Genomic DNA, 23,159 nt, shown 5'->3' on the forward strand with positions numbered 1-23,159 from the left:
TGCTCAAAAAAAAAAGTATTACATGTAGCCTTTTTCTTTCAGACTAACAAATTTTTGTTCACCAATGATAAGATGGTCCAAAAGTTCTATGCCTAACACCTTTCCACATTCTGATAACCGTTTTGTTACCTCAATGTCTTCTCTACTCGGTGACGGGTCACCAGAAGGATGATTATGGATGCATATTAAAGAAGCTGCAGATCTTTTTAAAGCTTCCTTAAAGTAGGGTAAGAACCCGGCGCCTTGCTTAGTTGCCTAAGTAGGTTTCCAAGAACTCCCCTCCAAACCGTACGTACTCCTCTCAGAGTATACGGCTTTCCATTTATCAATCTAACTTTCCATTGTGTAAGTCATGGTGGCATTTTACACACATGGCAATCGTCTTGCGATTTCTTGCAATCATGGTTTGTTCCCATCGTTTCTTACCTTTTAAATCTTTAAGTTTATTGACATGATGCATTTCTAATGGAACATTTTCTGCACCACACCATTCACACTTTTCAGCTAAGAGGCGTTCAATGAGGCTTGTTCTGCCACCGTAAAGTAACGTATTTTCAATTATATCGACTGATTGTTTATTGATTTCCGAGTTCTTTTCCATTCGTTGTTCCGTAAAAAAGGCAATTTTAGGACCATCCTTCGTTTTATAATGTATACCGAATTTCCCGTTTATCGAAAATTCTGTAATGATTTTACTAACGGTACTTTTATATTTACTGGCATACGTTTTAATCATGCTGTATTTCATTGTTTGACGGAAAGATTGAAGTACATGCACATTGCTTGCTAGACGAAAATAATGATATAATCCTTCAATTTCCGCATTATACGTACGAAGAATTTCAAGGTCATCGTTATGCACTAGATACGGACGATGAACAGGTTTCCACCCATTGTTGCTGCCAATTTTTAATGCACCTAAATTGATGAGTTTTTTGATATATTTCTCATGTGGTACGAATAGCTTCGTTTGATAGTTGAACTTTCGCTTTTTCGTACCATTTGACATTTTCATTCTTTGCCAATCTCTTGCTACTCGAATGTCGTATCCTAGAAATCTAGCGTTTGTCTTACTATTTGTTATCAACGTTTTTTCAGCACTTAATTCTAATTTGAGTTTATCTGCTAGGTAATCTGTTAAATCCTTCTTGATTTGTTCAGCTTCTTTATTACTGCCAATAACCCCGATAATAAAATCATCAGCGTATCTCACATATTTCATTCGACGGTAGTTCGGGTCAAAGAGGTCTTTGCTCTCATGGCTTTGTAACTCTTTATATAGAGCTTTTAATTTTCTAAGCCTTTCAGCTTTTTCTTCTTCAGTTAACCGTTCCCAATCACGTTTATTTTTACTTTTACTATGATTAATCTTTGATGCTACGTTATGATAGATAAGATTATGTCTGCGCTTTTTACCTTTGTTATAGTCCAGTGCATATTGTTCTACATATTTATCTAATTCATGCAGATAAATATTCGATAATAACGGACTAATTATGCCACCCTGAGGGGTTCCACTGTAAGTTTTGTGAAAAGTCCATTCTTCTACATAACCTGCTCTAAGGAATTTCCAAATTAAATTAATTAATTTCTCGTCCCTGATACGTTTTCGTAAAAGCCCAATTAATACATGATGGTCGATATTGTCAAAGAAACCTTTTATATCACCCTCAATAAACCATCTCGTACCTGTAAACGTGTTACGTATTTCTTTTAAAGCCGTGTGACAGCTACGATTTGGTCGAAAACCATGCGAATGATTTGAGAATTGTGGCTCATAAATACTTTCTAAAATGCTCCGAACAACTTCTTGCACTAATTTATCCTCAAAAGTCGGGATACCCAAAGGTCGTGGCTTTCCATTTTTCTTAGGGATATATGTTCTGCGCGCTGGTTTTGGTTGATAAGACTGCTCTTTTAATTTTTCAATCAAACGCTCGATTCTTTCTAAGCTTATTCCATCAATAGTGTCATTATTGACACCTTTTGTATTGCTTCCTTTATTCGAATAGAGTTTGGCATAGGCTGCTAGATAAAACTCGGTATTATACAAATTTCGATACAACCGTTCAAATACGTACGTTTTATTTTGAGCTTTGGAAGTTAGACTGTTTAACACTACTTTTGGATTTCTCATAGAGCCTCACGCTCCTTCCCAATTTGGTATTAAACTAGATAAACTGCTCCCCTTCGCCATGTAATAGGCTTTCCCTATCTCGGACTACTACGAGAGCTCCGTTGCCATATCAGATATTCAGCATCATCTTTCTTGCCTTTCAGCTTGAAATTTTTCATCCAATTGGACATTATGCATAGCTGTATTTACAGCGTTCTGACTTAGGCAATCCCCATTTAGACATATAGAAACATAGCATTTCATAGTTTCGGATATGATTTTCACTCGTTTCTTCCATATAGAAGATGGACAAAGCAGTATCACTTCATATTTCTCGAAGTTTTTAAGAAACATGCATACTTCGCACAGCGTAAATCGTTACCTCCCGCTGAAGGTCCCCGTAGTCCTCCTTGAGCTATCATTCAAGCAATTCAGCTTTCATCCTTATCTATGAATTTCATCTCGCCATTCAGTCGTGCCTTGGTAACTAGACAACTTATGGCTTTTCCAACATGCTACACTCCCCGCTTGGTTTCCCTTACGGATAAGTTGGCTGATGATAGGGTAAAGAATGTGATATTTCCCTACTGCTTTGCTAATGCAGATTTTCTAAATGTCCTTATGGGCGCACAACCTCCCTCGGATGTACAATCGATGCGTTAAGACTGCCGATAAACACGGTTTGTTTATGAAGCACTTGATTTTTTGTATTCAAGTATAGACAAACAAAGTGTTCTTGACTTAAAAAGCGCATTTCTTCCATCACATAATTTGCACCATCTTGCGGAGAGCGTATAACATAACGATCTTCATAAGTTAAACGGTTGAATCTGCGACCAAGTTCAAGAGCAGCTAATATTTGGACGGCCTTAGCCGTTCCAATCCCTGAAATTGTCGTGATCTCCTCAACAGATGCGTCTTTTAACATTCTTAAGCCTTCAAAATGCTTTAACAGTTTTTGTGACAAATCTAGTACAGATTCTTTCTTTGTGCCTGTTCGTAACAAAATGGCTAATAGTTCCTGATTAGAAAGTTTATCTGGACCTTCGTTTAACAAGCGTTCTCTCGGTCGTTCATCTTGAGGGAAATCCCGGATTTTAAAAGTTGATGTTTCCATTTATCCTCCTTCATTTCCCTTTCTGCTCTGTTCATTCTTTTCTCTATGTGTAATAGAATGTTTCCTTTGTTACCTTTTTATGCCACAAAATGATTTACAATTTTCCTCTTACCATGTGAACCCCGCTGCAACAAGCTCTCTTTTTGTTCTAGCGATCGGCAGACCAACTACTGAATAATAATCACCATGTATTTCCTTTACAAGCAATGATCCATACCCTTGAATTCCGTATGCACCTGCTTTGTCCATTGGCTCACCTGTTTGAACATATTCATCAATTTCCTTATCTGTTAAAGAATAAATCGTTACGCTCGTTTTTTCAGAAAAACAACGCACATCATCGTTGTTTATAAGACATACTCCGGTATACACCTCATGTGTTTTTCCTGAAAGCATTTTAAGCATTTGCACGGCTTCAGAGAAGTCCTTAGGCTTACCTAGCATTTTTCCTTCATAAACAACAAGCGTGTCTGATCCAATAACAAAAGCATTTGAAACATTTTCGGCTACACTTTTGGCTTTTTGCTCAGCCAATGATTGAACCATTTCGGCAGGACTGAGCTTCTCGTCAACAACCTCCTCCACCTCACTGGCAATCACTTCAAAAGGAAGTTGGAGAAGCTCTAGAAGTTCTTTTCTACGGGGAGAAGCTGAAGCTAAAATGAGGTTTTTTTTCATGTCAAAACATCCTTTCTTCGTTTCAGATTAGAAGATACTTCTATATCTTACCAAAGGATTTTTTTTAGGACAATTTTGTAATATTAAATTTTAAAGTGTCGAATTTTAGTGATTGCTCAAATAACAAGTTGTATAAAAAAAAGACTGATAAAAGAGTAAAAATATCTTTTATCAGTCTCTTATTCTACGATTGTAAGCTTGCAACAACCTCTAAAATCTCTTGCTGAGCCTCCCAGCCTTTATTAGCTTTAACATTTGCAGCAGCTTCTGAGAGCTTGCTAAGTAAAGACTTTTCTGTGTCGTTCGCAGTTTCAATCTCTTTTAATTGTGACTCAACAGCTGATACTTCATCTTGATTCACACTTTGCCCGTTTGTTGCTTGAGAAGCTAGTGAAGATAAAGTAACAATTGAGCTTACCCATTGATCAGGGGTCTTTGTAGTTGCAATAGAAAGGGATAACTGCTTTCCTCCCCAAAAATCATTAAACGAGTTCTGTTTATATAGATTGTTTAAGGCTTCTGTTTCGGCTTTCTCTTTCCCAATACCAGCTAAAACAGTGAAAGATCCATCTGCCTCAATCACTGTAGAAGCCAACCCTTTATTTTTTATAGTAGACGAAACTGTATCTGCTCCCTCTTTCGTTGAAAAGATCCCACCTTGTACAACGTAAAGCTGAAGAGTAGCTGTAGAGGTTGAAGCTGCTGCTGGCTCCTCTGTATTACCACCCTCGGTTGAAGCTGCATCAGGTGTGTCATTTGTGACAACCGTAGGAACAGACGCTTCTGGCATATCTTTATTAGATAAAAAGTTTAATGCAATATAACCAAATCCAACTCCTAGAAAAATAGCCATAAGAATCACTGTGAACATTTGTTTTAAAGGAAATGTGACAAAATTACTTTTGCTTTTTGCTTTTTTCGAATAAACAAAAGGTGCAACTGTTGAATTTGATAAAATTTTCTTTTTCTTAGGAGTTACTACCTTAGGGTCATCTTCAAAAATACTGTCATCTTCATCAGGCAAAAGCCAAGGAAAATCTTCTTCTTCTTTTTTAGCAGAAGCCATTTCTTTTTCAGCTTGTAGCTTCTCTTCCCATGACGATATTTGATATTCTTCGTTTTTTGATTCTTTATCTGACACAGGACGATCTTTACCATTTATTTTGATTTTTACTGTGTCTGAGGTCTGCTTGTCCATATGCCTACCACCCTTCTTTGAAAACACGACCACTCATAATGATCTAATGCTAACAGAAGGATAAAAAAAAAGAACAAGACATTTGTCGTCTCATCCTTAATTTTTTTCGTCATTTTTTTTAAAATGCTATGATCGATCTTCGTCTTCTTCTTCAATCGCATTTGTAAAAGGATTTTGTTTGTCACTTGGCTCAGGCGTAAAAATTGGTGGTAGCTGTTCTCGTAACTCTTCCAAACTAGGTAAATAAAACGTCGAAACAACAACATTGTATTCATAATCAGTTTCTTCACTATCTTCAAGCAGATGAACGAATTCAGGATTTCCTTCTACTGATACAGATTCAATTTGTGTAATTCTTTTAGAGTTTTCCAAAATTCGGATAAAATCCTCTAATTCATAATAGCTTGGAGATGTTACGGTTAACTCAACCGTTAACTTTTCTAATCCTTGCGGCATTGGCTCTGTTTCTACTTCTTCAGAGGCTTCTTCATTACCCTCATTCTCTGCATCAGGATCTAGTTTCTCGTCATATGCTTCAACAAGCTCATCCCCATCTTCTTCAGCAGTGACCTGCTCTCCTTCTTGAAAGGTTAACGACGTAATCATGCTGTTCGAAATGGTCTCCGCCTTTTCTAAGTCTAGAAGAAATTGCTCTTCAAACGGACTAACAGGCAGAATTTTTTGTAATTCAACTGCAGAAAGCATCGCTTCATTAATATTTGATCCAGAACTAGACTTTTGCAAAGTTTGAATAAGTGTATTCTCCGTTTCAATTTGACTTTGCAGGCTCTCTATTTGTTGAGCTTTTGGTTTTATTAAAAGTAAATAAGAAAAATAAACAACAAGAGAAGATAGAACAAGTGTAAGGACGATGATTATTGTATGTTTTTTTCTCCATTCAATCATTCTTCACTGTCCTCCTCTTTAAAAGCCTTTAGGGCAGCTCTGTCAGTAAGCAGTTTATACCCAGCGAGATATCGCGGAACAGAATCTTCTTCTGCTACATCAATTGGTACCGTTTCTACTGTTAGTAATTTCACTTCTTTTAATAAGTCAGATTCTTTAAGTCTTTTTAAATAATAGGCTGTTTCACTAGATGACTCAAACTGTACAATCAATTCCAGTGAAGAGCTATCCAAGTAATCCATTTGATAGAAATACCCTTTTTCAGGTAGCTGTTTTGTTAATTCATTTAATAAAGGAACAAAATCTACTGGATATTCTTCAGACCATTGAATGGCTTTTTCCAAATCTGATACGGCATCGGAATCAGTACTTTGACTTGCTTGCTGCTGCAGTACAGTTGTCTGCTGCTGAGCTGTATCATATTCTTGTTCTAATTGAGCTATTTGTTCATTTTTCTTGTTCAGTAATGAAAAAATAGTCAGCGTTGCACAGAGTATCATGATGGCCACAATTAAGATAACAAGGAGATTGGTGTAATTTCGTTGCTGTTTTTGTGGGAGTAAATTAATTTCCGCTAACATGATGTTTTACACCTCTTTTAATGCTAATCCAAGCACAGTATGAAACTTAGCGGGAACAGCTATGTTTTTATGTGTGTATACACGATCTTTGAAAAGAGAAATAGTAATGGATGTTCCCAGTTCTTTTAAGTCCTTCTGTAATTCATGTATATACGGGTTATCACCTAATAATTCAATATGTGTAATTTGGTGATCTCCTTGATGAAGACTAAAACGATAGAAATTGATGATTTTTTCAATTTCTTTCACTACATCCCGAAATTGAAGAGAAAGCTCTTCAGGTTCTTTACATTCATATTGATAGTATAATTGCGTTTCCGGCTCAAGTTTGTACGACCATTTTTTCAACATTCCCTCTAACGGCAAATGACGTGTAAAAATTGGCTTACAATCTTCAAAAATACTAAAGTTTACCGAGTCAAGCTTTACTTCCACTAGCAATGTGTTATCTTTACTTTTCACATGCTGTTTGTTATAAAGCAATCTGTAATTAGAAAGTGCCGATAAATCTGCAGCAATTGCTTCTAGCTTCAAATCATCAAGCAGTTCTGTGTATTGCTTAATCATAGCCTCTGGTGCTGCAAAGAGAAGAATTTCCTTTTCAGTCTCTGTTTCTTGCAGAGGCACAAAGTCAAATACAGGCTCTTCAAAAGGAAGATGAATATTGTTTCCAAGCTCTAAATAAAGATAGCCTTTTATTTCATCATCTTTTAAATCTGCTGGTACCTTCACTTTCCGAACACTGACGAATGCATCTGGAGTAATAAATCGTACCTGTTTACGTTTTATTCCCCAGTCACTCATACACTGATCCAAAATCATCGCAAGCTTATCTGCATCCTTAATCTGCCCGTCAACGACAATTCCTTCAGGTAAATACGTTTCAACAAAATGGTTCACAACAAGTGGATCTGTGCTTTTAAGCTCAAGCAGTTGAATGGAATAATTTGATATATATAAGTTAATAGAATGTTTAGTTTGTCTAAATAAAGGAAGAGCCATTATAAAAACCCCTTCTTAATATAAGTAAGAAAAGAATGTAGTCATGTATAGCGAGATAAGTTCAGAACCAAAGAAATATGCCACCAAAGCACCGATAACTAGAAATGGACCAAAAGGGAAAGGTTTGCCCTTTTTCACACTACCTGTCAGCATCCCAACTACTCCTACTATGGTACCAACTAATGTGGCGATAAAAAAGGTTAGGAGCACAAGTTTCCAGCCAAGCACAACACCAAAAACAGCTAAAAGCTTCATATCTCCGCCACCCATACCACCTCGACTGACCAAAATAATAACGAGAGGCACAAGAGTCCCAACAATTAGACCCGCAATTGGATCCCACCATGGTTCAGTACGTATGAACATTCTCTCAATAAAAAATAAAACAAGAAAAAACAAATTCACCTTATCAGGAATAATCATATATTTCAAATCTGATACGGTAACAATCATGCAAAGTGAAATAAGTGACCATGCTATAATCAATTCTTTTGACCATCCCACCAAAAGCGGTGAAATCGTAAAAAGAATCGCTGTTAGTAGTTCCATAGATGGATAAAATGGTGAAATAGACGTTTGGCAGTTTTTGCATTTACCCATTTGCAGTACGTATGACAATATTGGAATAAGTTCAATTGGTGATAGTTTTTTATCACATACTGGGCATGCTGAGCTTGGGTATGCGATGGATTTCTTTATTGGGACACGTAGTCCGACTACGTTGAAAAAGGAGCCTAGTGTTGCGCCTAGTATGAAGATGTAGGTGTGTAGGATCGTTGTGATTAACATTAAATGGGCTCCTCCCTTTCCTTTCAATAGAAAGATAGATAGTCCTTTTATTAAGAACTATCTATCTTCCTATCATTACTCTATTTTATATCTGTTCTTACTAAATCATTAACATCTTTACCACCAGATACAGTTTGATCTGTATATTCTTTACCAGCTGTTTGACCACTAGCTGCGGCTTGTAGTTTAACAAAATATTGATAATTATTATTAGCTGTTTTCTTTATAATAACTTTAGTATTTGTAGGATCATATTTTGCATTACCAGTCCCATTTGGATCTTTAATATTATCTTCTAAATGTCCTTTAGAAATTAAAGTTGAAATATCAACTGATGTACCAGTCGTGTCTACTGTTATGTTGTCAGTTGTCACATATAACCTCGCTGAATTAGCTATTTGCTTAGCGTTAGCAATATGAGCATCAGCCTTAGAATTCGCAATCATCCCACCAATCGCCGGAATCGCAATCGCAGCAATAATCCCTAAGATTACAACTACCGCTAAAAGCTCGATTAAAGTCAATCCGCGCTCATTTTTCATAAGTTTTTTTAACATTTCTTTTCCTCCTAAAAGCTTAGTTCTAATTCCCTAAATCTATGTTAATTATACATCAATTGTTTAGGTAGTGAATATAAAAATATTGTAAATTTACATCTGCACATGGTTAAATATGTCAAACATTGGAACAATAATAGCTATGACAATCGTACCAACTATTCCTGCTAATAAAACAATCATTAACGGCTCAATTAGTGACTTTAGTCGGTCTGTACTATTTTCTACTTCTTCTTCATAAAAGTCCGCTACTTTTCCAAGCATTTCATCTAGTGAACCAGTTTCTTCTCCAATGGCAATCATTTGAGTAACAAGCGGTGGGAATGCCCAGTGCTTTTTCATTGGTTCAGTTAATGACAAACCATTTTCCAAGGAAACACGAGAATTAGCGATCACCTTTGCCACCACTTCATTTTCAACGATTTTCTCGACAATTAATAATGACTGAAGAATCGGCACAGAGCTTGAAAATAACGAACTGAGTGTTCTTGTCATTCTTGCTAATACAGCCTTTTGTATCATGCTTCCAAAGATCGGCATACGAAGGGCAACAACATCTAAATAATACTTTGTTTGCTTATTTTTACGTAACGCATAAAAGGTTGAAAAAACAGCAACAAAAAACAAGACAACAATATACCAATATTCCTGCATAAAAATACTAGAGTTTAAGACAAACAATGTAATAGCGGGTAACTGTGCTCCAAACCCTTCAAACATGGAAACGAAGGTAGGAACAACAGAAACTAGTAAAAAGATTACAACAACAACAGCAACAATTGCAACCGCCATTGGATAGGCCAAAGCAGATTGAATTTTTTGCTTTGTACGATGCTGTTTTTCATACTGAACAGCAAGTCGATCCAGCGTTTCTTCCATACTACCGCTTGCTTCACCAGCTTTAATCATATTCACAAACATCGAAGAAAATATCCGTTTATGCTTTGCTGCTGCAACAGATAAGGCTTGTCCGGATTTTAAATCATCTTCCATTTGCTCTAATGCTTTACGTAACGGTTTACTACTAGTTTGCTTCGCTAAGATATTTGTTGCATCTACTATCGTCACACCTGCTCGTAACAAAGTGGAAAATTGTCTAAGATAAATAACAAATTCCTGAAGCTTTACAGGATTACCAATCGCTATATCCTTTGTTAGCAGTGTTTCTGGTATTTCCTCAATATTTGTTATTCTTATTCCTAGTTCACTCAGTTTCATAACAGCTTCACGCTTTGAATTGGCAGTTACTTTTCCTGACTTTTTACCTGTACGGTCACGACCTTCATATTTAAATTTTGCCATTAATCTGTCGTCCCTTGTTTGTATGGTAAAGCTGCTTCAGAAGAAATAATTCCTGCTTTAACATATTCTGAAAGAGAGCTTTCAAAGGTTCTCATTCCTTGTGCCCGGCTTGTTTGAATCACGCTCGGAATTTGGTATGTTTTTTCATTACGTATTATGCTGGCAACTGCCGAATTATTCAATAGGATTTCTGTAACAGCACGGCGCCCTGATTTATCAACAGTCGGGAAAAGTCTTTGTGAAATAACTCCAACTAACACCGAAGCTAGCTGAAGTCGAATTTGTGGCTGCTGGTTAGCCGGAAACACATCAATAATCCGATCAACCGTTGATGCAGCAGACGACGTGTGAAGTGTACCAAGAACAAGATGTCCTGTTTCTGCTGCCGTTATTGCTGTGTGAATTGTTTCTAAATCACGAAGCTCTCCAACTAAAATCACATCTGGATCTTGTCTTAGTGCTGCTTTTAAACCTGATGCAAAGCTACCTGTATCAAAACCAACTTCACGTTGATCAACAATGCATTTATGATGTTTATGCAAATATTCAATCGGATCCTCAAGTGTAATAACATGGCGCTTCATCGTTTGATTCATAAAGGAAATCATCGACGCAAGTGTTGTTGATTTTCCACTGCCGGTTGGTCCAGTTACTAAGATCAGTCCATGAGGCTTTTCCACAATTGATTTTAAAATCGATGGCAACTGTAAATCGTCTATTGATGGAATATTCCTTGGGACAATTCGTACAGCTAAGGAAATACAAGAACGCTGGCGAAACGCATTAACACGAAAACGAGATACACCTGGAATTCCGTAAGAAAAATCAAGCTCTCCTTTTTCTTCAAACAATGACCATTTTGCTGAAGAAATCATTGCCTTTGCCATTTCTTCTGTATCAGCAGGCATTAACATGCTTTCGCCAATTCGAACTAACTCGCCGTTCATTCTCATAACAGGAGGTACACCAACTGACAAATGAATGTCTGAAGCTTGCTTTTCAAAAGCAAGCTTTAATATAGAGTCAATTTTTGCCTTCAATGTTTTCACCTACTCCGCTACAGTTACACGTAATATTTCTTCTGTTGTTGTTAAACCTTGCTTTACCTTAAGCAGACCATCATCAATTAAAAAGATTGTTTTATTTTTTATCGCAAGATCACGGAGCTTTGAAAATGGTTCATTATTCATGATCACTCGCTTCATTTCATCACTCAACATAAGAAGCTCGTGGATGGCTAATCTTCCTTTATAGCCTGTCATATTACAAGTTCCACAGCCTCTGCCTCTTACAACTTTATCAATGGATAAGCCTCTTTTAGCAAAAATCTCAATTTCTCGTTGTGTAGGAGCTTGTTCTGAAGCACAATCACGGCATACTTTACGAACAAGTCGTTGAGCCACAACACCAGTTAAAGAAGATGCAACTAAAAATGGTTCTACTCCCATATCAACCAAGCGTGTAATGGTACCTAATGAATCATTAGTATGAAGCGTGCTTAACACTAAATGTCCTGTTAATGACGCACGTACTGCAACATCAGCTGTTTCACGGTCACGAATTTCCCCGACCATAATAATATTAGGATCTTGACGAAGAATGGATCGCAATCCTTTTGCGAATGTCATTCCAACATTTGCATTGACTTGAATTTGATTAATTCCTTCAAGCTGATACTCAACTGGATCTTCAATCGTAATAATATTTACTTCCTCTGAATTTAAGTGATTTAACGCTGCATACAAAGTGGAAGATTTCCCTGAACCTGTTGGACCTGTAATTAACATAATCCCTGTAGGATTTTCTATTAATGTTTTGAATCTTTTTAAATTTAAGCTATTAAAACCGAGCTTGTTTAAGTCATTTAAGGTACTGCCCAAATCTAAAATACGCATAACAATCTTTTCACCGTAAATCGTCGGAAGTGTTGAAACCCGAAGATCAATTGGGTGAAATTCGATATGCATTTTAATTCGACCATCCTGTGGAACACGGTGCTCGGTAATATCTAAATTTGCCATGATTTTCAGACGGGCAACTAAAACGCTTTGCATATGCTTTGGAAATGTTCGTTCATTTTTTAGAACACCGTCAACACGAAAGCGAATTAACACTTTTGTTTCCTGAGGGTCAATATGAATATCACTGGCTTTTTGTTGAACAGCATTTTGAAGAATTTGATTAACAAGTCTAACAACAGGTGAATCATCACTTGTGATTTTTTCTTCCTGAACCTCATCTTGAACGGTTAATTGGTTCATAATATCTGACATGCTGTCATCGATTTCATAGTACTTATTGATTGCTCTTAAAATATCATCTTTTGAGGCAATAGCTGTTTCAATTTGAAATCCTGTTGCTAGACGAAGATCATCAATCGCATAGAAATCCATCGGATCTGCCATCGCAACAAAAAGCTTATCTCCCTCAACTTTGATTGGAATTAATAAATTTCGCTTAGCCATTTCTTTTGATACAAGCTTAACTAATTTTTGATCAAACGGAAAACGATACAAGCTTACATGCGGAATTCCTAACTGAAATTCTAGAACCTCAATTAATTGCAGCTCTGTAATAAATCCTCTTTCAAGCAAGGCATCCCCTAATCGCTGCCCCTTTTGTTTTTCTGCTAGAGCCGATTGTAGTTGTTCTTCTGTTATAAGTCCTGAATCTAGTAATAAGTCTCCCAATCTTTTTCTAGTATCGTTCATCCATAATCCCTTCTTTAATTCAGGTTATTTTTCAATCGCATTTTTAGCTGGAGTTTCCCAAATGCCTTCGCTGTTAGACTTCTCTTCATTATCCGTTGTATTACTGTCTTCTTTTACTGATTCCTTATTTTCACTGTTATCATTTTCTGTTGTCTCCTGCTCAGTGCTTTCTTTCTCTTCAGTGAATACTTCGTTTGAAGATTCATTATTTAGTAATCTATTAATTAATCCGGTTTCAATTATTTTATGAGTAGGAGGATAAAAATCTTCAGCAATTTCTTCCGATTTAATAAAGACTCCTTCTAGATCAAACACTTCACGAGTGATTTTAACTGATAAACCATCTTTTCCTTTCTGAACAACCTTCTCTTGGCCTTCTTCTAGAAAACTAGTATATCGAATAATAGATTTTGGAGGATATGATGTTTTTTCCACTAAGTTCACTTTATAGCTATTTAAAAATGGTGCCCCATTTACTCTTGCAAATAGTCCAGCATTTGTTAGCTCTAATGAAATCGTATATTCTGTTGAATTTGGGTTATACCATTTTAAATCAGACTTATCTTTTATAATATTTGCCTCATACCCGAGTTCAATCGTTTCTGGCAACTGAATACCTGTATGTCGTTCAACTATAACAAAATTAGTTGAGAGGAATGTTTTATAAAGTGCAGATGCCACAACATTTAGTCCATCCTGCGGAAGATTTTCCGAATCTTTTATTACCTCAAGAAATGAGACTTGCGATTGAGCCGGTATGATGATTGTTCCAATTGAGTCAACCACCTTTTGAACCATAGCCTGATCAAATGATGATGAAACAAAATTTTCAGCTGCTACCGTATTTAGATCACTTTTCACATATGCCCCAATCGAGAAAAACTGATTTTCTGTTGCCATTTTCTTCACAGCATCTACCATGACTGCTTGAAGTTGTTCATGATCAATTGTTTCGTAGCGCTTATTAAGAAAAGTTTTTAGCTGTTCTTCATAGACAGTTTGATTAACAGATACAATCAACTCATTACTTGTTTCACTTGTAATGGAATCAACAGTTGCTGGAAAATCAAAGTTAAAAAAGTCCTGTCCAATCACTGTAATTTCTTCATTAATTGAGAGCTGTAAATACTCACCTTGAAACCATGCCGTTACTTGCTGTTCTAGCTCATTTATAGCCTGCTCTTTTGTCATATTCTCAATATTAACGGAGCCAATTAAAGTTCCTGGCTCAAATGTTCCTTTTGTTAGAAACGCATCATAAGCCTTCACACCCATTTGTGAAAAACTAACTAAATAAACAGTGGAAATAAGTAATACTAAATATATTTTCAACCCTCTGTTTAAGTTCAAAATTGGTTGCTCCTTTTTTACATTTCAGTATTCATAGACAGTTCAACGAATGTACTTGGGCCATCATTTTGGGCCTTTTTAATATCATCAATTGACAATACTGTACCACTTTCAATAAGTAACTCTTGATTCGATCCATAAATATCTTTAATGACTCTTTTTCCTTCTAATAACTGAATTTGTTTTTCCTTAATCACATCAATTTGTTCATTATCCAGATCCTCAAATTGATCGTCCTTTTGTACTGGAGATAGATCTTCTAATAATTCTTCTACCGTATTATTTTGGTTTTCTGTTGAAACTTCCTCTTCAACAAGGTGTTTTGCAGACTCCAGTAATGCTGCGGCAGCATCTTCACTTACAACTAATATATCTTTTCCGAACGTTAAAACATTTTCAGACTTTACATAAACATCTTTATTATTCACAAACAAGTGAAGGCCGATAATAACACCAGTTTCTTCATTAACGTAATACTCTTTGGCTTCTCCGAGTAATTGACCTTTTCGAGTAATAACACGAGTATCGGTAATTTTAATTCGCTTATTAACAAGCTGATTAGCGATTGGTATTTCATTAAGGTCAATAATGGCATTATCTGAATCGATTGTAACCGCAAATTCACCAATTCCAATTACTTTACTAAACGGAATAGCCTTAACACTAACCTGCCAGTCATCATGTTCAACAGTTAAAAAATCAACCGTCCCTTTTTCAGGATTCACAACAAGTGATTTTACATTGCCGAGCTCTACCCCAGCTGTAATACTAATAATTGGTAAACCTACGATTTCACTACTTTTTTTCATCTGTGTCACACACCTATTCTCTATTTTTGCTATTTATTTAAAGAACTTATCCAGGTTAACTGTTCAAGTAGAACAGGGTATTGGTTTAATTTTCGCTTCATATCTTCAAGTAATACATGATAATCATTTTCTTTATTTTTTTCGAAATAATGCTGTAAAAGCTCTTTGGCAAATAAGTAATAATCTTTTTCAGTTGATGCCTCAGAAACAGCTTTTTGAAGAACCGCTTCATATTCAAGATTAGAAAGGTTGTTCTTATAGTAATGAAGTTGTTCTAGCAGCATATTTAGAACGTTATTTGATAACTGATTTTGGTTCTTTGGTTCTTCTACTTCAGTAGGAAGTTGCTGATCATCAGTTTCTTCTTCGAGCAGATGATCTTGTTCAAAGGTGTCAGCTATCTCATTTTCTTCTTCAAGATTATGCTGCGCAACAGATTCTTCTTTTGCGGATCCTTCGGTGTCTTCAATCATTTCCTGATCCTCAGTATAAAGCCTCTCTTCGTCTTCTTTCATTTCTGAAGCCGATACTCTCTCCTCATCATTCATTAACGTTTCAAACAATTCGTTCATTTCGGAGTATGGCTCTGAGTCTTCCAGCTCATCTTCCGTTTCTTTGTTGTCATTTTGAATTCCACTGATTTTATCGACTTCATTATTATCTAGGTCGACCACATCTCGACCCTCAAAAAGCTCAAGTAAAAAGTCATCCCCTAAATCAGTTTCCACCTTATCTTTAGAAGATGCTTCCTGCTCATCATTTTCTTTAGAAATAGCAACTTCTTCTAGTGTCTTAGATTCAGGTTGTTCATCGTTTTGACTTGCATCTAATTGATCAAAAAATTCCTCAAGAAAATCTTGTTCATTCTCATTCTCTGATGTTTCCGATTCGAATTCCACAATTACATCATTTGGTTCTATTTCAATATTAGAAGGTGAAACTTCTATCTCCTCTTCGATGATGATATTAGATGGAGATTCAACATTTTCTTCTTGAAGTTTTTCGTTTTCTTCCTCATGTTGTAATTTTTCTTCTTTTGAAACAAATGACTCATCCTGACTAAATTCATCTGTGTTTTCTCCATGTTCCAATTGAAAAAGAGCCTCCCTTTTATTCAATAAATACCCTACTGCTACTAGAAGAACTAAGATAGCTGGGGCTGCTTGCCATATGGGCATTAATTGAATGGTGAAGGAAAAAAGCGCAGCACATAGTAAAGCTACACCTGCTAATACCATCTTACCGGTTTTATGTAACCCGAACGGAATAAAAAACAGAATTGGCATCAAAAGGATAAAACCAATTACTAACATTAAATATACCTTCAAAATATCACCCCATTTAGTGATTAAGTAATTTTTCCTATATTTCTATCATTTATCCATGTATTTAACTAAAAAAAGACAAAAATCGACTATAACTTATTGTATAATAAAGTCGACCTATTTGAAAGAAGGGATTGGAATGAAATTCAAATTGGTAAAACTTTTCACCTATAACAAAGGTTTTACATTAATTGAAGTATTATTGTCTATAGTTATTTTTAGTATTTTAACTTTAGGTATGCTAGCACTTTTTTCACAGGCCATGACATACACACAAAAAAGCGAAAACGATACTTTAGGAGTATACGCTGCTAGAAATATGTTGAATTTTATGGAACAACAAAGCTTTAACACGATAAAAAAAGACTATGTAGATGCTTTAACAGATGAAGGAGAAGGGTCAACTGTTATGATTACTAATGAAGTTTGTCCTATATGGTTTAATGGTGATAGCGATGAAATAAAAAAGAAACGAGAAAGATGTTACATTACTTTTAGTCCTAATTTAAATAATCGCCAATTGAATGTAAGTGTAGAACTAAAAAAACATACTGATTCCACACTTCAAACTTCATTAATTCCAATGAAAATTTTAGTTGAGTGGGATGAAGGAAACGAATCAAGCTTAGAGGGGTTTATCACAAATGAAAAACTTCGTTAAAGCCATTAAAGAAGAAAGAGGTGTGTCCCTATTAGAAGTAATGGCCACCATCTTAATTTCTTCAATTATTTTGGTTGTTGTTTATAATGTTTTTATTATGGGAATCAAAACTTACGAAAAAGTAGGAGTCGAAATGCAGTTAAAAGATGAAGCAGATCATATTGTCGCTTCTATACTTAAAGAATTGTATGAAACACCAATCGACTCGGTCAAACCTTGTGATGGTATTGAAAACTGTATAACCATTAGTCATGATAAAAAATTAAAAGCAAATGAGCAATTTCCTTCTGTTATTGAGCCAACAGAGCTTGATGCAACACACATAATTGAAATTGCACTAGTGGAGAACGAGCTAAAATTAACAGTACGTACTGATGAAACCGTTCTTTCTACAAGCAATCTTTTAAATAAAAAATATGAACTGCTACTTGGGGATGAAATCGATCAAAATGAACGATCACGACTAGAGATTATTGATTGTATTGATGAAGATAACGAACCTAACACATGTGAAAAAGGCCTTATCCAAATTTTTCTTCATCTTCAAGACAAAAGTTTCACAAAGGACAAACTCATCTCTGTCGATCCTATTAAACTTGAAAGTAAATTCGGTTTTTAACCGCTGGAGGTGTACAAATTGAATAATGAAAAAGGACAAGCTCTTCTTACCGTCCTTCTCGTCTCCTTAATCTTTACGGTGCTGGGGCTAACGATCGTTGCAGCATCTATTAATAGTAACCAGAGAACTGGAGTCCGTATCGATGATATAGAGTTAACTGCTGAAGCAACACGAACTCTAAATGAGGCCATTGCCGTATTTAGTCAAAAGGTTTCAAGTAATATAAATTTATCTGAGCCTAATTTATTAAGTGGTAAATTGGATAATGAACTGTTATTGGAAATAAGAACAGATCTAACAAATAAATTTTCGGAAAATCTTGAAATTGAAGATATTACAGACAACGGTGAATTTGGTGCAATTAATAAATCAAAACACCTAACCCGGATCTTTCGCTTCTCTTATACTAACGAAAATACCGATGGTCGTGCAAAAATCATAAAAAAAGTATCTCGAATCGTCTACTTGGCACCAACTCCTAGCTTCTTAAAATACGCAATTGGTTCAGGACCTGAAGGTAAATTATACCTAAATGGAGCTACTGAAATTGTTGGAGACTTACACAGCGGTTTTATCTTTACCGACGATCTTGCATGGTTCACTGACACTGATGATTCCTTACGGAGAAGTAATGAGACCTTGTTACCCCGAATACTACCTAACAATGATCAGACTGGAGGAAACATATTCTATCGAGAAGAAATAAATAATCTAACTGACTCACCATCTATTATTAAAAATATTAATGATCACTTTGATGAGCCAAAGCCAACTATTATAAAAGATACAGCTGATTTTATTAGTGTAAATTTCGAAAGCACATTGGCACAAATATTTAATGATATTATTGGAAATAGTAAATTCACCGCCAGTGACTTTACCTCAACTTATTCTATGACAAATGCTGTCAATGAGCTTAAAAACGATAGCTTAGTTCAGCAAATTGATTATTGTGAAGAAACCTCTCCACAAGGGGCCCAAAGAGCTCAAGCATACATTTACAACTCAAATATTATACAAGGAAATAGTTGTAATCATTTTCTTGAAAATAGCTGGTTTATCATTGATGGAGATCTGCAAATTCCAAGAGATACTGAAATCCCCGGGAACATCATAGTCACAGGAAATTTAATTATACAGGGAAATGAATTTGATAATAGCCAGCCCGATAAGCTAGAAGTAGAAGAGGATGACAATATTTATTTTAACTCTACTATTTATGTAATGGGAAAAACGAGCATTACTAATACAAATATTAAACGTTTAAATAATGCTCAAAGCTCTAAACTCCTTTTGTTAACCAAAGGAAATTTATCAATTTACCGAATAAATGAATTTAACACGAACAATAAGGACATTGAGCCTCTAGATGCTTTCTTCTATACTGACTCGGAAGCAGACCTATATGGTGTTGCATCACTTTTTAAAATTAATGGAGGTCTTTTCGCAAATAAAAAGCTAACTGTTAATGCAATAAGACAAAACTCATTTTCTAAAACAACGAACGATTTAAAAAGTGTTATAGATCCTGTTATTTTACAGAGAAATAGCGAATCAAGGTTTTTCGTAGAACACGACAGATCGGTTCTCTTAGATCCTGACAGATTAAATTCATTGCCAAGAGTAGATAAATATCAATTATTATATGATCAGGTTATTGTGGAAAATGGGGAAGTAAGCAGTTCACCCTAAGTAAAAAGGCAGATTCAAAAAGAATCTGCCTTTTTACTTACCATTTATTTTCTTTGTCGTAGGTATTTCCACCACCATTCTCAGAACCATCACCTGGATCCGAGCCACCTTCTTGGTCATCTTCACCTGTTTCTCCACCGTCGCTAAAATCTGTATTACGTTTAACAACAACCCTCATAGTCGCAGAGATATTTGAGTTTTCATCAGCAATTGCTTTAATATCTGTGTATCCAATATCTTTGCCTGTAATATACCATTCATGTCCAATTCTATCGATAATTATTGGAACATTATAATCTGTTGTTACATTTCCAATCAGTTTATTTGTCGCATCAAAAGGTACAAATGAGAGATAATCCTCTACTTTAAATTTTTCACCTACATAAATTGTTTTCTGCTTTGGATTAAAAGAAATACTTTCTAATGGAATGTTACGCTCTTTAACTTTCACTGTAAAAGGAATACCTTTCTTCGTGACATTTCCTGAATTATAAAGGATATCAAATGAAAAATTATAATCCCCAGTTGCTGTAAATGTTACAGGTAATTCATAATACAGAGATCGGTCACCAGCATTAGGTGGATTTGGATTATACTTTATATCTTTTAAATTCATAATAACAGAATCATCAACGATGGACACTGCATCTGTTTGTTGAACTGTTACACCGCTTGGAAGCTTAAACCGTATAAAGCCGTTTGAAAGAGATGGATATTCAGCAGAGATATTTGTAGAAATATCTTCAAACATCTTTACGAGGTTATCACTTGTTGCTCTTTCAGCTTTCCCATTAGACATACTAGATAATTCGGCTAAATAATTCATATCCAACTGATCCCGATCTCCAAAACCTATTGATAAAAGCGTTATCTTGTTATTGTTTATACTTTGGGCTTGTTCTCGTCCATGCTGTTTGATTGCATTCGGCACTGACTGGTTGTAATGTGAATGATAATAAAGGTTATTATTATGTTCTATTGCCATTGTATTTCTATCGCCGTTAGAATCATAATACATCGTTTTAGTACCACTTATAGCTACTTTTGAATCAGATATGACATAAGTGTTATTTCCTATCGAAACAAATTTCCCATCATAGTACTTTTCATAGTATTTTTTATAACCATAGTAATAGTAATAGTCAGAATGCTCTATTAATCTAAAATAATTGCCATTAACAGCAACTTGTTTGGATGAATTCGTTGGTTTTCCGTCTGTCATAAAAATAATGTATTGATCACGTTCACTTCTATTTGTTGAGTTTTTTAAGATATTTTCAGCTATCTTTAATGCATCTGTGTAATTTGTCCCACCCTCAGCAGGAGCATTTTTTATTTTATCTATAATTTTATTTGGATCTGATTGGAGGGTACTGATTGTATATGTGGAGTTCACATCTGAATCAAAGGCTACAATCCCATACCGATCATTACCATTTTTAGAATTTGTTTTAAACGTATCAACTGCTTTTTGAACAGCTTCTTTTGCTAACTGAAGTTTTGTTTTTCCTTTACTGACTTCTTCTGACATCGAACCGGATTTATCAAAGACAATGACAACATCCATCGGCTTACGTACATTTGCTTGAGCCGTTCCTCCGGGAAGTAAATCAAACGTTACTGTAGTTGTTACTTTACCATCCCTACCGATTTCCAAAGTTTGCTGTCCACCAACTGTCGCATTTATCGAGAGGCCATCAACAGCTGACGCTTGATTAAAAGGGACAATGGATTGAACGATTAATAGAACCATCATAAATACTGCGAAAAAATATTTGTACATATGTAACCTCCCACGACATGTCCTACTACGAAAGATCTATAGTAGTTAGATAGTTCAATTATATCAGACAAAAGAATCAAATATAATAGCTTCATATAATTTTTACATAAATACTACAATATTAGACGTTTATTGCGCAGGAAATATTCTCTTCTTCACAAGTAAATGCTAGCTAACATATCCAGCTACCCTATTACGTCCAGCTCGTTTTGCACCTATATACATCGCACGGTCTGCATGGCGTATTAGTGATAATGGATCATCTGCATCATTTGGTGCTGTCGCCACACCAAAGCTTGCTGTTACAAAAAGAGCTTGTGTATGATTTGAGTTTTGTAGTGTGGATTCAATGATAAATGGTATATTAGCTATTTTTTGTCTTAGCTCTTCAGCTATTTGCAGGCTGTCTTTGTTGCTATAACCAGGCAGAAGAACAACAAATTCCTCTCCACCATACCTAGCAACTGTTCCATTTCCTCCTACAGCCTCCACAATTCTATTTGCCAATTCTATTAAAACCTCATTGCCGGCATGATGCCCGTATGTATCATTTACTGACTTAAAATGATCTAAATCTATTAGAATAATAGAAAGGGATTTATTTTCCTGACTGCTAATTAATTCAAATTCTTTCTGAAGTTCATTTTCTATAAAGCGATAATTATATAATCCAGTAAGAGCGCAGTGCTCACTTTGTTTTTTTGTTTTCTCATAGTTTCTAGCATTTTCTATAGCAACACCGAGATATGTTGAAAGTAAGTCAATTAACATTAGCTGAGTTCGATCAAATGCCCTCTTTTTGTTGCTTGCTAAAATAACGATTCCAACCAAATCTTGATTTCTCTTCACAGGTACTCCTATAACACTTTCAACAGACTCAGGGAGTTGAGAATGCTGTATATTTTTCCATTGCGCTCGAGAATGAAAAAGAACACTTTCTCTCATAGCGTACACATATCCAGATATACCTTTTTTAGTTGATTTATTCGTTTCTGGCTTTAGCTGAATAAAACCACTTTCAAACTCTCTTACAATTTTAAGCTTTTCTTGATCATAAACATCTATAATATAAGCTGCTTCAACAGGAATCATTTTCGTAATCTTTTCAATAAATATATTGAGAACTTCATTCTTTTGCAGCCTTTCTGTTAACTGGTGACCAATTTCACTTGCTTGCTGCAAATAATGATTAATTTGCTTGCTTTTGTAGTAAAGAGTCAGAATGATAGATAATGTTAATAGTGGAATACCTATAAATAGAATGGAGGAAATCCCGACTTCAAAATATAGAAAATATAAAGCTACTGCAAATGGAAACACGATGATGGAAGTAACAAATTCCCATAGAAAGCTTTTTGTTAGAATATCAAACTTTTCCTTAAACAAAAGTGATTTAATTGCATTCAGTAACAGCTGATTTGAAAGGAATATAGTTGCTTCATAAGCAATGATTGCAGAAAGAAAATGAGCACTGTATCCATTTCTCCCATGTGTTCCACCTACTAAATAGTAAACGATTGCGCCTATTATTGAGATTGACAAAAACAGCAACGAATTAAGAGGCACTCGATACAGATCTTTTCTTCTTAATCGAAGCTTACTTAACAGGACAATCACTGCAATTTGAGTGAAAATGATCTCAACGAACAATCCAAAATAAAGAAAAACAACAAGTGAAACACCTTGAATATAAAACACTGGTGTATCATTAATTATAATTGGAAAGAAAGCAACCAAACACATTAATACTAGAAATGAAATAAGATCGATTTCTAGACCTTTAATGGTAGGAGGCGACATTTGATAAGAAATCCATAGTAAAATGGGGGATAAAATGATCCATGTAGCCCAAATAAGAGCCTGTACCTTCTTATTCATCAATCAGCCTCCTTTACAAAATAAGTATTTATTCCTATATTATACTAAATTTAAAGAATATTTCTAAACTTTTTTCACTAAATAT

19 protein-coding genes and 2 pseudogenes are annotated in these 23,159 nt (G+C 35.3%); 3 read left to right on the forward strand and 18 right to left on the reverse strand.

The annotated features are described in order from the left end of the window. Positions 1-18: 18 nt before the first annotated feature. The 16 genes and pseudogenes from LPC09_RS18290 to LPC09_RS18365 all read right to left on the reverse strand — a co-directional run. Positions 19-222 (reverse strand): annotated as a pseudogene (locus LPC09_RS18290) (JAB domain-containing protein); the annotation flags it as partial. A gap of 103 nt (positions 223-325) precedes the next feature. Then, the gene (gene ltrA, locus LPC09_RS18295; RefSeq protein ID WP_098799486.1) at positions 326-2,137 is read right to left on the reverse strand and encodes a group II intron reverse transcriptase/maturase; all 1,812 of its coding nucleotides are present in this window, start codon (positions 2,135-2,137) and stop codon (positions 326-328) included. A gap of 604 nt (positions 2,138-2,741) precedes the next feature. Then, positions 2,742-3,233: pseudogene (radC, locus tag LPC09_RS18300) on the reverse strand (RadC family protein); the annotation flags it as partial. 108 nt (positions 3,234-3,341) lie between these two features. Continuing rightward, a complete protein-coding gene (locus LPC09_RS18305; RefSeq protein ID WP_098795932.1) occupies positions 3,342-3,911 on the reverse strand; it encodes a Maf family protein in 570 nt (189 codons plus the stop codon). Between the two features lie 184 nt (positions 3,912-4,095). Then, complete coding sequence (locus LPC09_RS18310; protein ID WP_098795931.1) at positions 4,096-5,109, reverse strand: SPOR domain-containing protein; 1,014 nt, start codon at positions 5,107-5,109, stop codon at positions 4,096-4,098. Positions 5,110-5,235: 126 nt separating this feature from the next. Next, complete coding sequence (locus tag LPC09_RS18315) at positions 5,236-6,015, reverse strand: pilus assembly protein PilO (RefSeq protein WP_231307939.1); 780 nt, start codon at positions 6,013-6,015, stop codon at positions 5,236-5,238. Beyond that, entirely contained in the window at positions 6,012-6,596 is a 585-nt protein-coding gene (locus LPC09_RS18320) for a PilN domain-containing protein (RefSeq protein ID WP_098795929.1), read from the reverse strand. The genes LPC09_RS18315 and LPC09_RS18320 overlap by 4 nt, the downstream gene beginning before the upstream one ends. A 6-nt stretch (positions 6,597-6,602) precedes the next feature. Beyond that, entirely contained in the window at positions 6,603-7,598 is a 996-nt protein-coding gene (gene pilM / locus LPC09_RS18325) for a type IV pilus biogenesis protein PilM (protein WP_098795928.1), read from the reverse strand. Between the two features lie 15 nt (positions 7,599-7,613). Continuing rightward, positions 7,614-8,387 (reverse strand): prepilin peptidase, encoded by a 774-nt coding sequence (locus LPC09_RS18330; RefSeq protein WP_231307940.1) that lies wholly within the window; start codon positions 8,385-8,387, stop codon positions 7,614-7,616. 80 nt (positions 8,388-8,467) lie between these two features. Next, complete coding sequence (locus tag LPC09_RS18335; RefSeq protein WP_231307941.1) at positions 8,468-8,944, reverse strand: prepilin-type N-terminal cleavage/methylation domain-containing protein; 477 nt, start codon at positions 8,942-8,944, stop codon at positions 8,468-8,470. A 93-nt stretch (positions 8,945-9,037) separates the two neighbouring features. Next, positions 9,038-10,246 carry a type II secretion system F family protein gene (locus LPC09_RS18340; protein WP_231307942.1) on the reverse strand — a complete coding sequence of 403 codons (1,209 nt, stop codon included), beginning with the start codon at positions 10,244-10,246 and terminating at the stop codon, positions 9,038-9,040. Beyond that, positions 10,246-11,286, reverse strand: coding sequence for a type IV pilus twitching motility protein PilT (locus tag LPC09_RS18345; RefSeq protein WP_231307943.1), 1,041 nt, complete (start codon positions 11,284-11,286; stop codon positions 10,246-10,248). Before LPC09_RS18345 ends, LPC09_RS18340 begins: the two co-directional genes overlap by 1 nt. A 9-nt stretch (positions 11,287-11,295) precedes the next feature. Continuing rightward, a complete protein-coding gene (locus LPC09_RS18350; protein WP_231307944.1) occupies positions 11,296-12,957 on the reverse strand; it encodes a GspE/PulE family protein in 1,662 nt (553 codons plus the stop codon). 24 nt (positions 12,958-12,981) lie between these two features. Beyond that, positions 12,982-14,307: a G5 domain-containing protein gene (locus LPC09_RS18355; RefSeq protein ID WP_098795922.1), complete on the reverse strand. Its 1,326-nt coding sequence runs from the start codon at positions 14,305-14,307 to the stop codon at positions 12,982-12,984. A 17-nt stretch (positions 14,308-14,324) separates the two neighbouring features. Continuing rightward, a complete protein-coding gene (locus LPC09_RS18360) occupies positions 14,325-15,116 on the reverse strand; it encodes a PRC-barrel domain-containing protein (protein ID WP_098795921.1) in 792 nt (263 codons plus the stop codon). A 29-nt stretch (positions 15,117-15,145) separates the two neighbouring features. After that, positions 15,146-16,444 carry a hypothetical protein gene (locus LPC09_RS18365; protein ID WP_141549653.1) on the reverse strand — a complete coding sequence of 433 codons (1,299 nt, stop codon included), beginning with the start codon at positions 16,442-16,444 and terminating at the stop codon, positions 15,146-15,148. 136 nt (positions 16,445-16,580) lie between these two features. On the opposite strand from LPC09_RS18365, the gene LPC09_RS18370 reads away from it, so the two are divergent. From LPC09_RS18370 to LPC09_RS18380, 3 genes are read left to right on the forward strand one after another with little or no spacing between them, the layout of a single operon-like run. Beyond that, positions 16,581-17,102, forward strand: coding sequence for a type IV pilus modification PilV family protein (locus LPC09_RS18370; RefSeq protein ID WP_176550998.1), 522 nt, complete (start codon positions 16,581-16,583; stop codon positions 17,100-17,102). Then, positions 17,086-17,721: a PulJ/GspJ family protein gene (locus LPC09_RS18375; protein ID WP_098795918.1), complete on the forward strand. Its 636-nt coding sequence runs from the start codon at positions 17,086-17,088 to the stop codon at positions 17,719-17,721. Before LPC09_RS18370 ends, LPC09_RS18375 begins: the two co-directional genes overlap by 17 nt. An 18-nt stretch (positions 17,722-17,739) precedes the next feature. After that, on the forward strand, positions 17,740-19,413 hold the full coding sequence (locus LPC09_RS18380) for a hypothetical protein (protein ID WP_098795917.1): 1,674 nt from the start codon (positions 17,740-17,742) through the stop codon (positions 19,411-19,413). A gap of 37 nt (positions 19,414-19,450) precedes the next feature. On the opposite strand, the gene LPC09_RS18385 is transcribed toward LPC09_RS18380, so the two are convergent. After that, positions 19,451-21,196 (reverse strand): vWA domain-containing protein, encoded by a 1,746-nt coding sequence (locus LPC09_RS18385; RefSeq protein WP_098795916.1) that lies wholly within the window; start codon positions 21,194-21,196, stop codon positions 19,451-19,453. Between the two features lie 168 nt (positions 21,197-21,364). After that, positions 21,365-23,074, reverse strand: coding sequence for a sensor domain-containing diguanylate cyclase (locus tag LPC09_RS18390; RefSeq protein ID WP_231307945.1), 1,710 nt, complete (start codon positions 23,072-23,074; stop codon positions 21,365-21,367). Positions 23,075-23,159 lie beyond the last annotated feature (85 nt).

The organism is Metabacillus sp. B2-18, from assembly GCF_021117275.1.
Lineage (GTDB): Bacteria > Bacillota > Bacilli > Bacillales > Bacillaceae > Metabacillus.

Coding starts and splice junctions, on each gene's coding strand:
- LPC09_RS18315 (WP_231307939.1), bottom strand. CDS start 6,015: ATGATTGAATGGAGAAAAAAACATACAATAATCATCGTCCTTACACTT.
- LPC09_RS18375 (WP_098795918.1), top strand. CDS start 17,086: ATGAAAAACTTCGTTAAAGCCATTAAAGAAGAAAGAGGTGTGTCCCTA.
- LPC09_RS18390 (WP_231307945.1), bottom strand. CDS start 23,074: ATGAATAAGAAGGTACAGGCTCTTATTTGGGCTACATGGATCATTTTA.
- pilM (WP_098795928.1), bottom strand. CDS start 7,598: ATGGCTCTTCCTTTATTTAGACAAACTAAACATTCTATTAACTTATAT.
- LPC09_RS18360 (WP_098795921.1), bottom strand. CDS start 15,116: ATGAAAAAAAGTAGTGAAATCGTAGGTTTACCAATTATTAGTATTACA.
- LPC09_RS18385 (WP_098795916.1), bottom strand. CDS start 21,196: ATGTACAAATATTTTTTCGCAGTATTTATGATGGTTCTATTAATCGTT.
- ltrA (WP_098799486.1), bottom strand. CDS start 2,137: ATGAGAAATCCAAAAGTAGTGTTAAACAGTCTAACTTCCAAAGCTCAA.
- LPC09_RS18305 (WP_098795932.1), bottom strand. CDS start 3,911: ATGAAAAAAAACCTCATTTTAGCTTCAGCTTCTCCCCGTAGAAAAGAA.
- LPC09_RS18335 (WP_231307941.1), bottom strand. CDS start 8,944: ATGTTAAAAAAACTTATGAAAAATGAGCGCGGATTGACTTTAATCGAG.
- LPC09_RS18350 (WP_231307944.1), bottom strand. CDS start 12,957: ATGAACGATACTAGAAAAAGATTGGGAGACTTATTACTAGATTCAGGA.
- LPC09_RS18370 (WP_176550998.1), top strand. CDS start 16,581: ATGAAATTCAAATTGGTAAAACTTTTCACCTATAACAAAGGTTTTACA.
- LPC09_RS18330 (WP_231307940.1), bottom strand. CDS start 8,387: ATGTTAATCACAACGATCCTACACACCTACATCTTCATACTAGGCGCA.
- LPC09_RS18310 (WP_098795931.1), bottom strand. CDS start 5,109: ATGGACAAGCAGACCTCAGACACAGTAAAAATCAAAATAAATGGTAAA.
- LPC09_RS18340 (WP_231307942.1), bottom strand. CDS start 10,246: ATGGCAAAATTTAAATATGAAGGTCGTGACCGTACAGGTAAAAAGTCA.
- LPC09_RS18320 (WP_098795929.1), bottom strand. CDS start 6,596: ATGTTAGCGGAAATTAATTTACTCCCACAAAAACAGCAACGAAATTAC.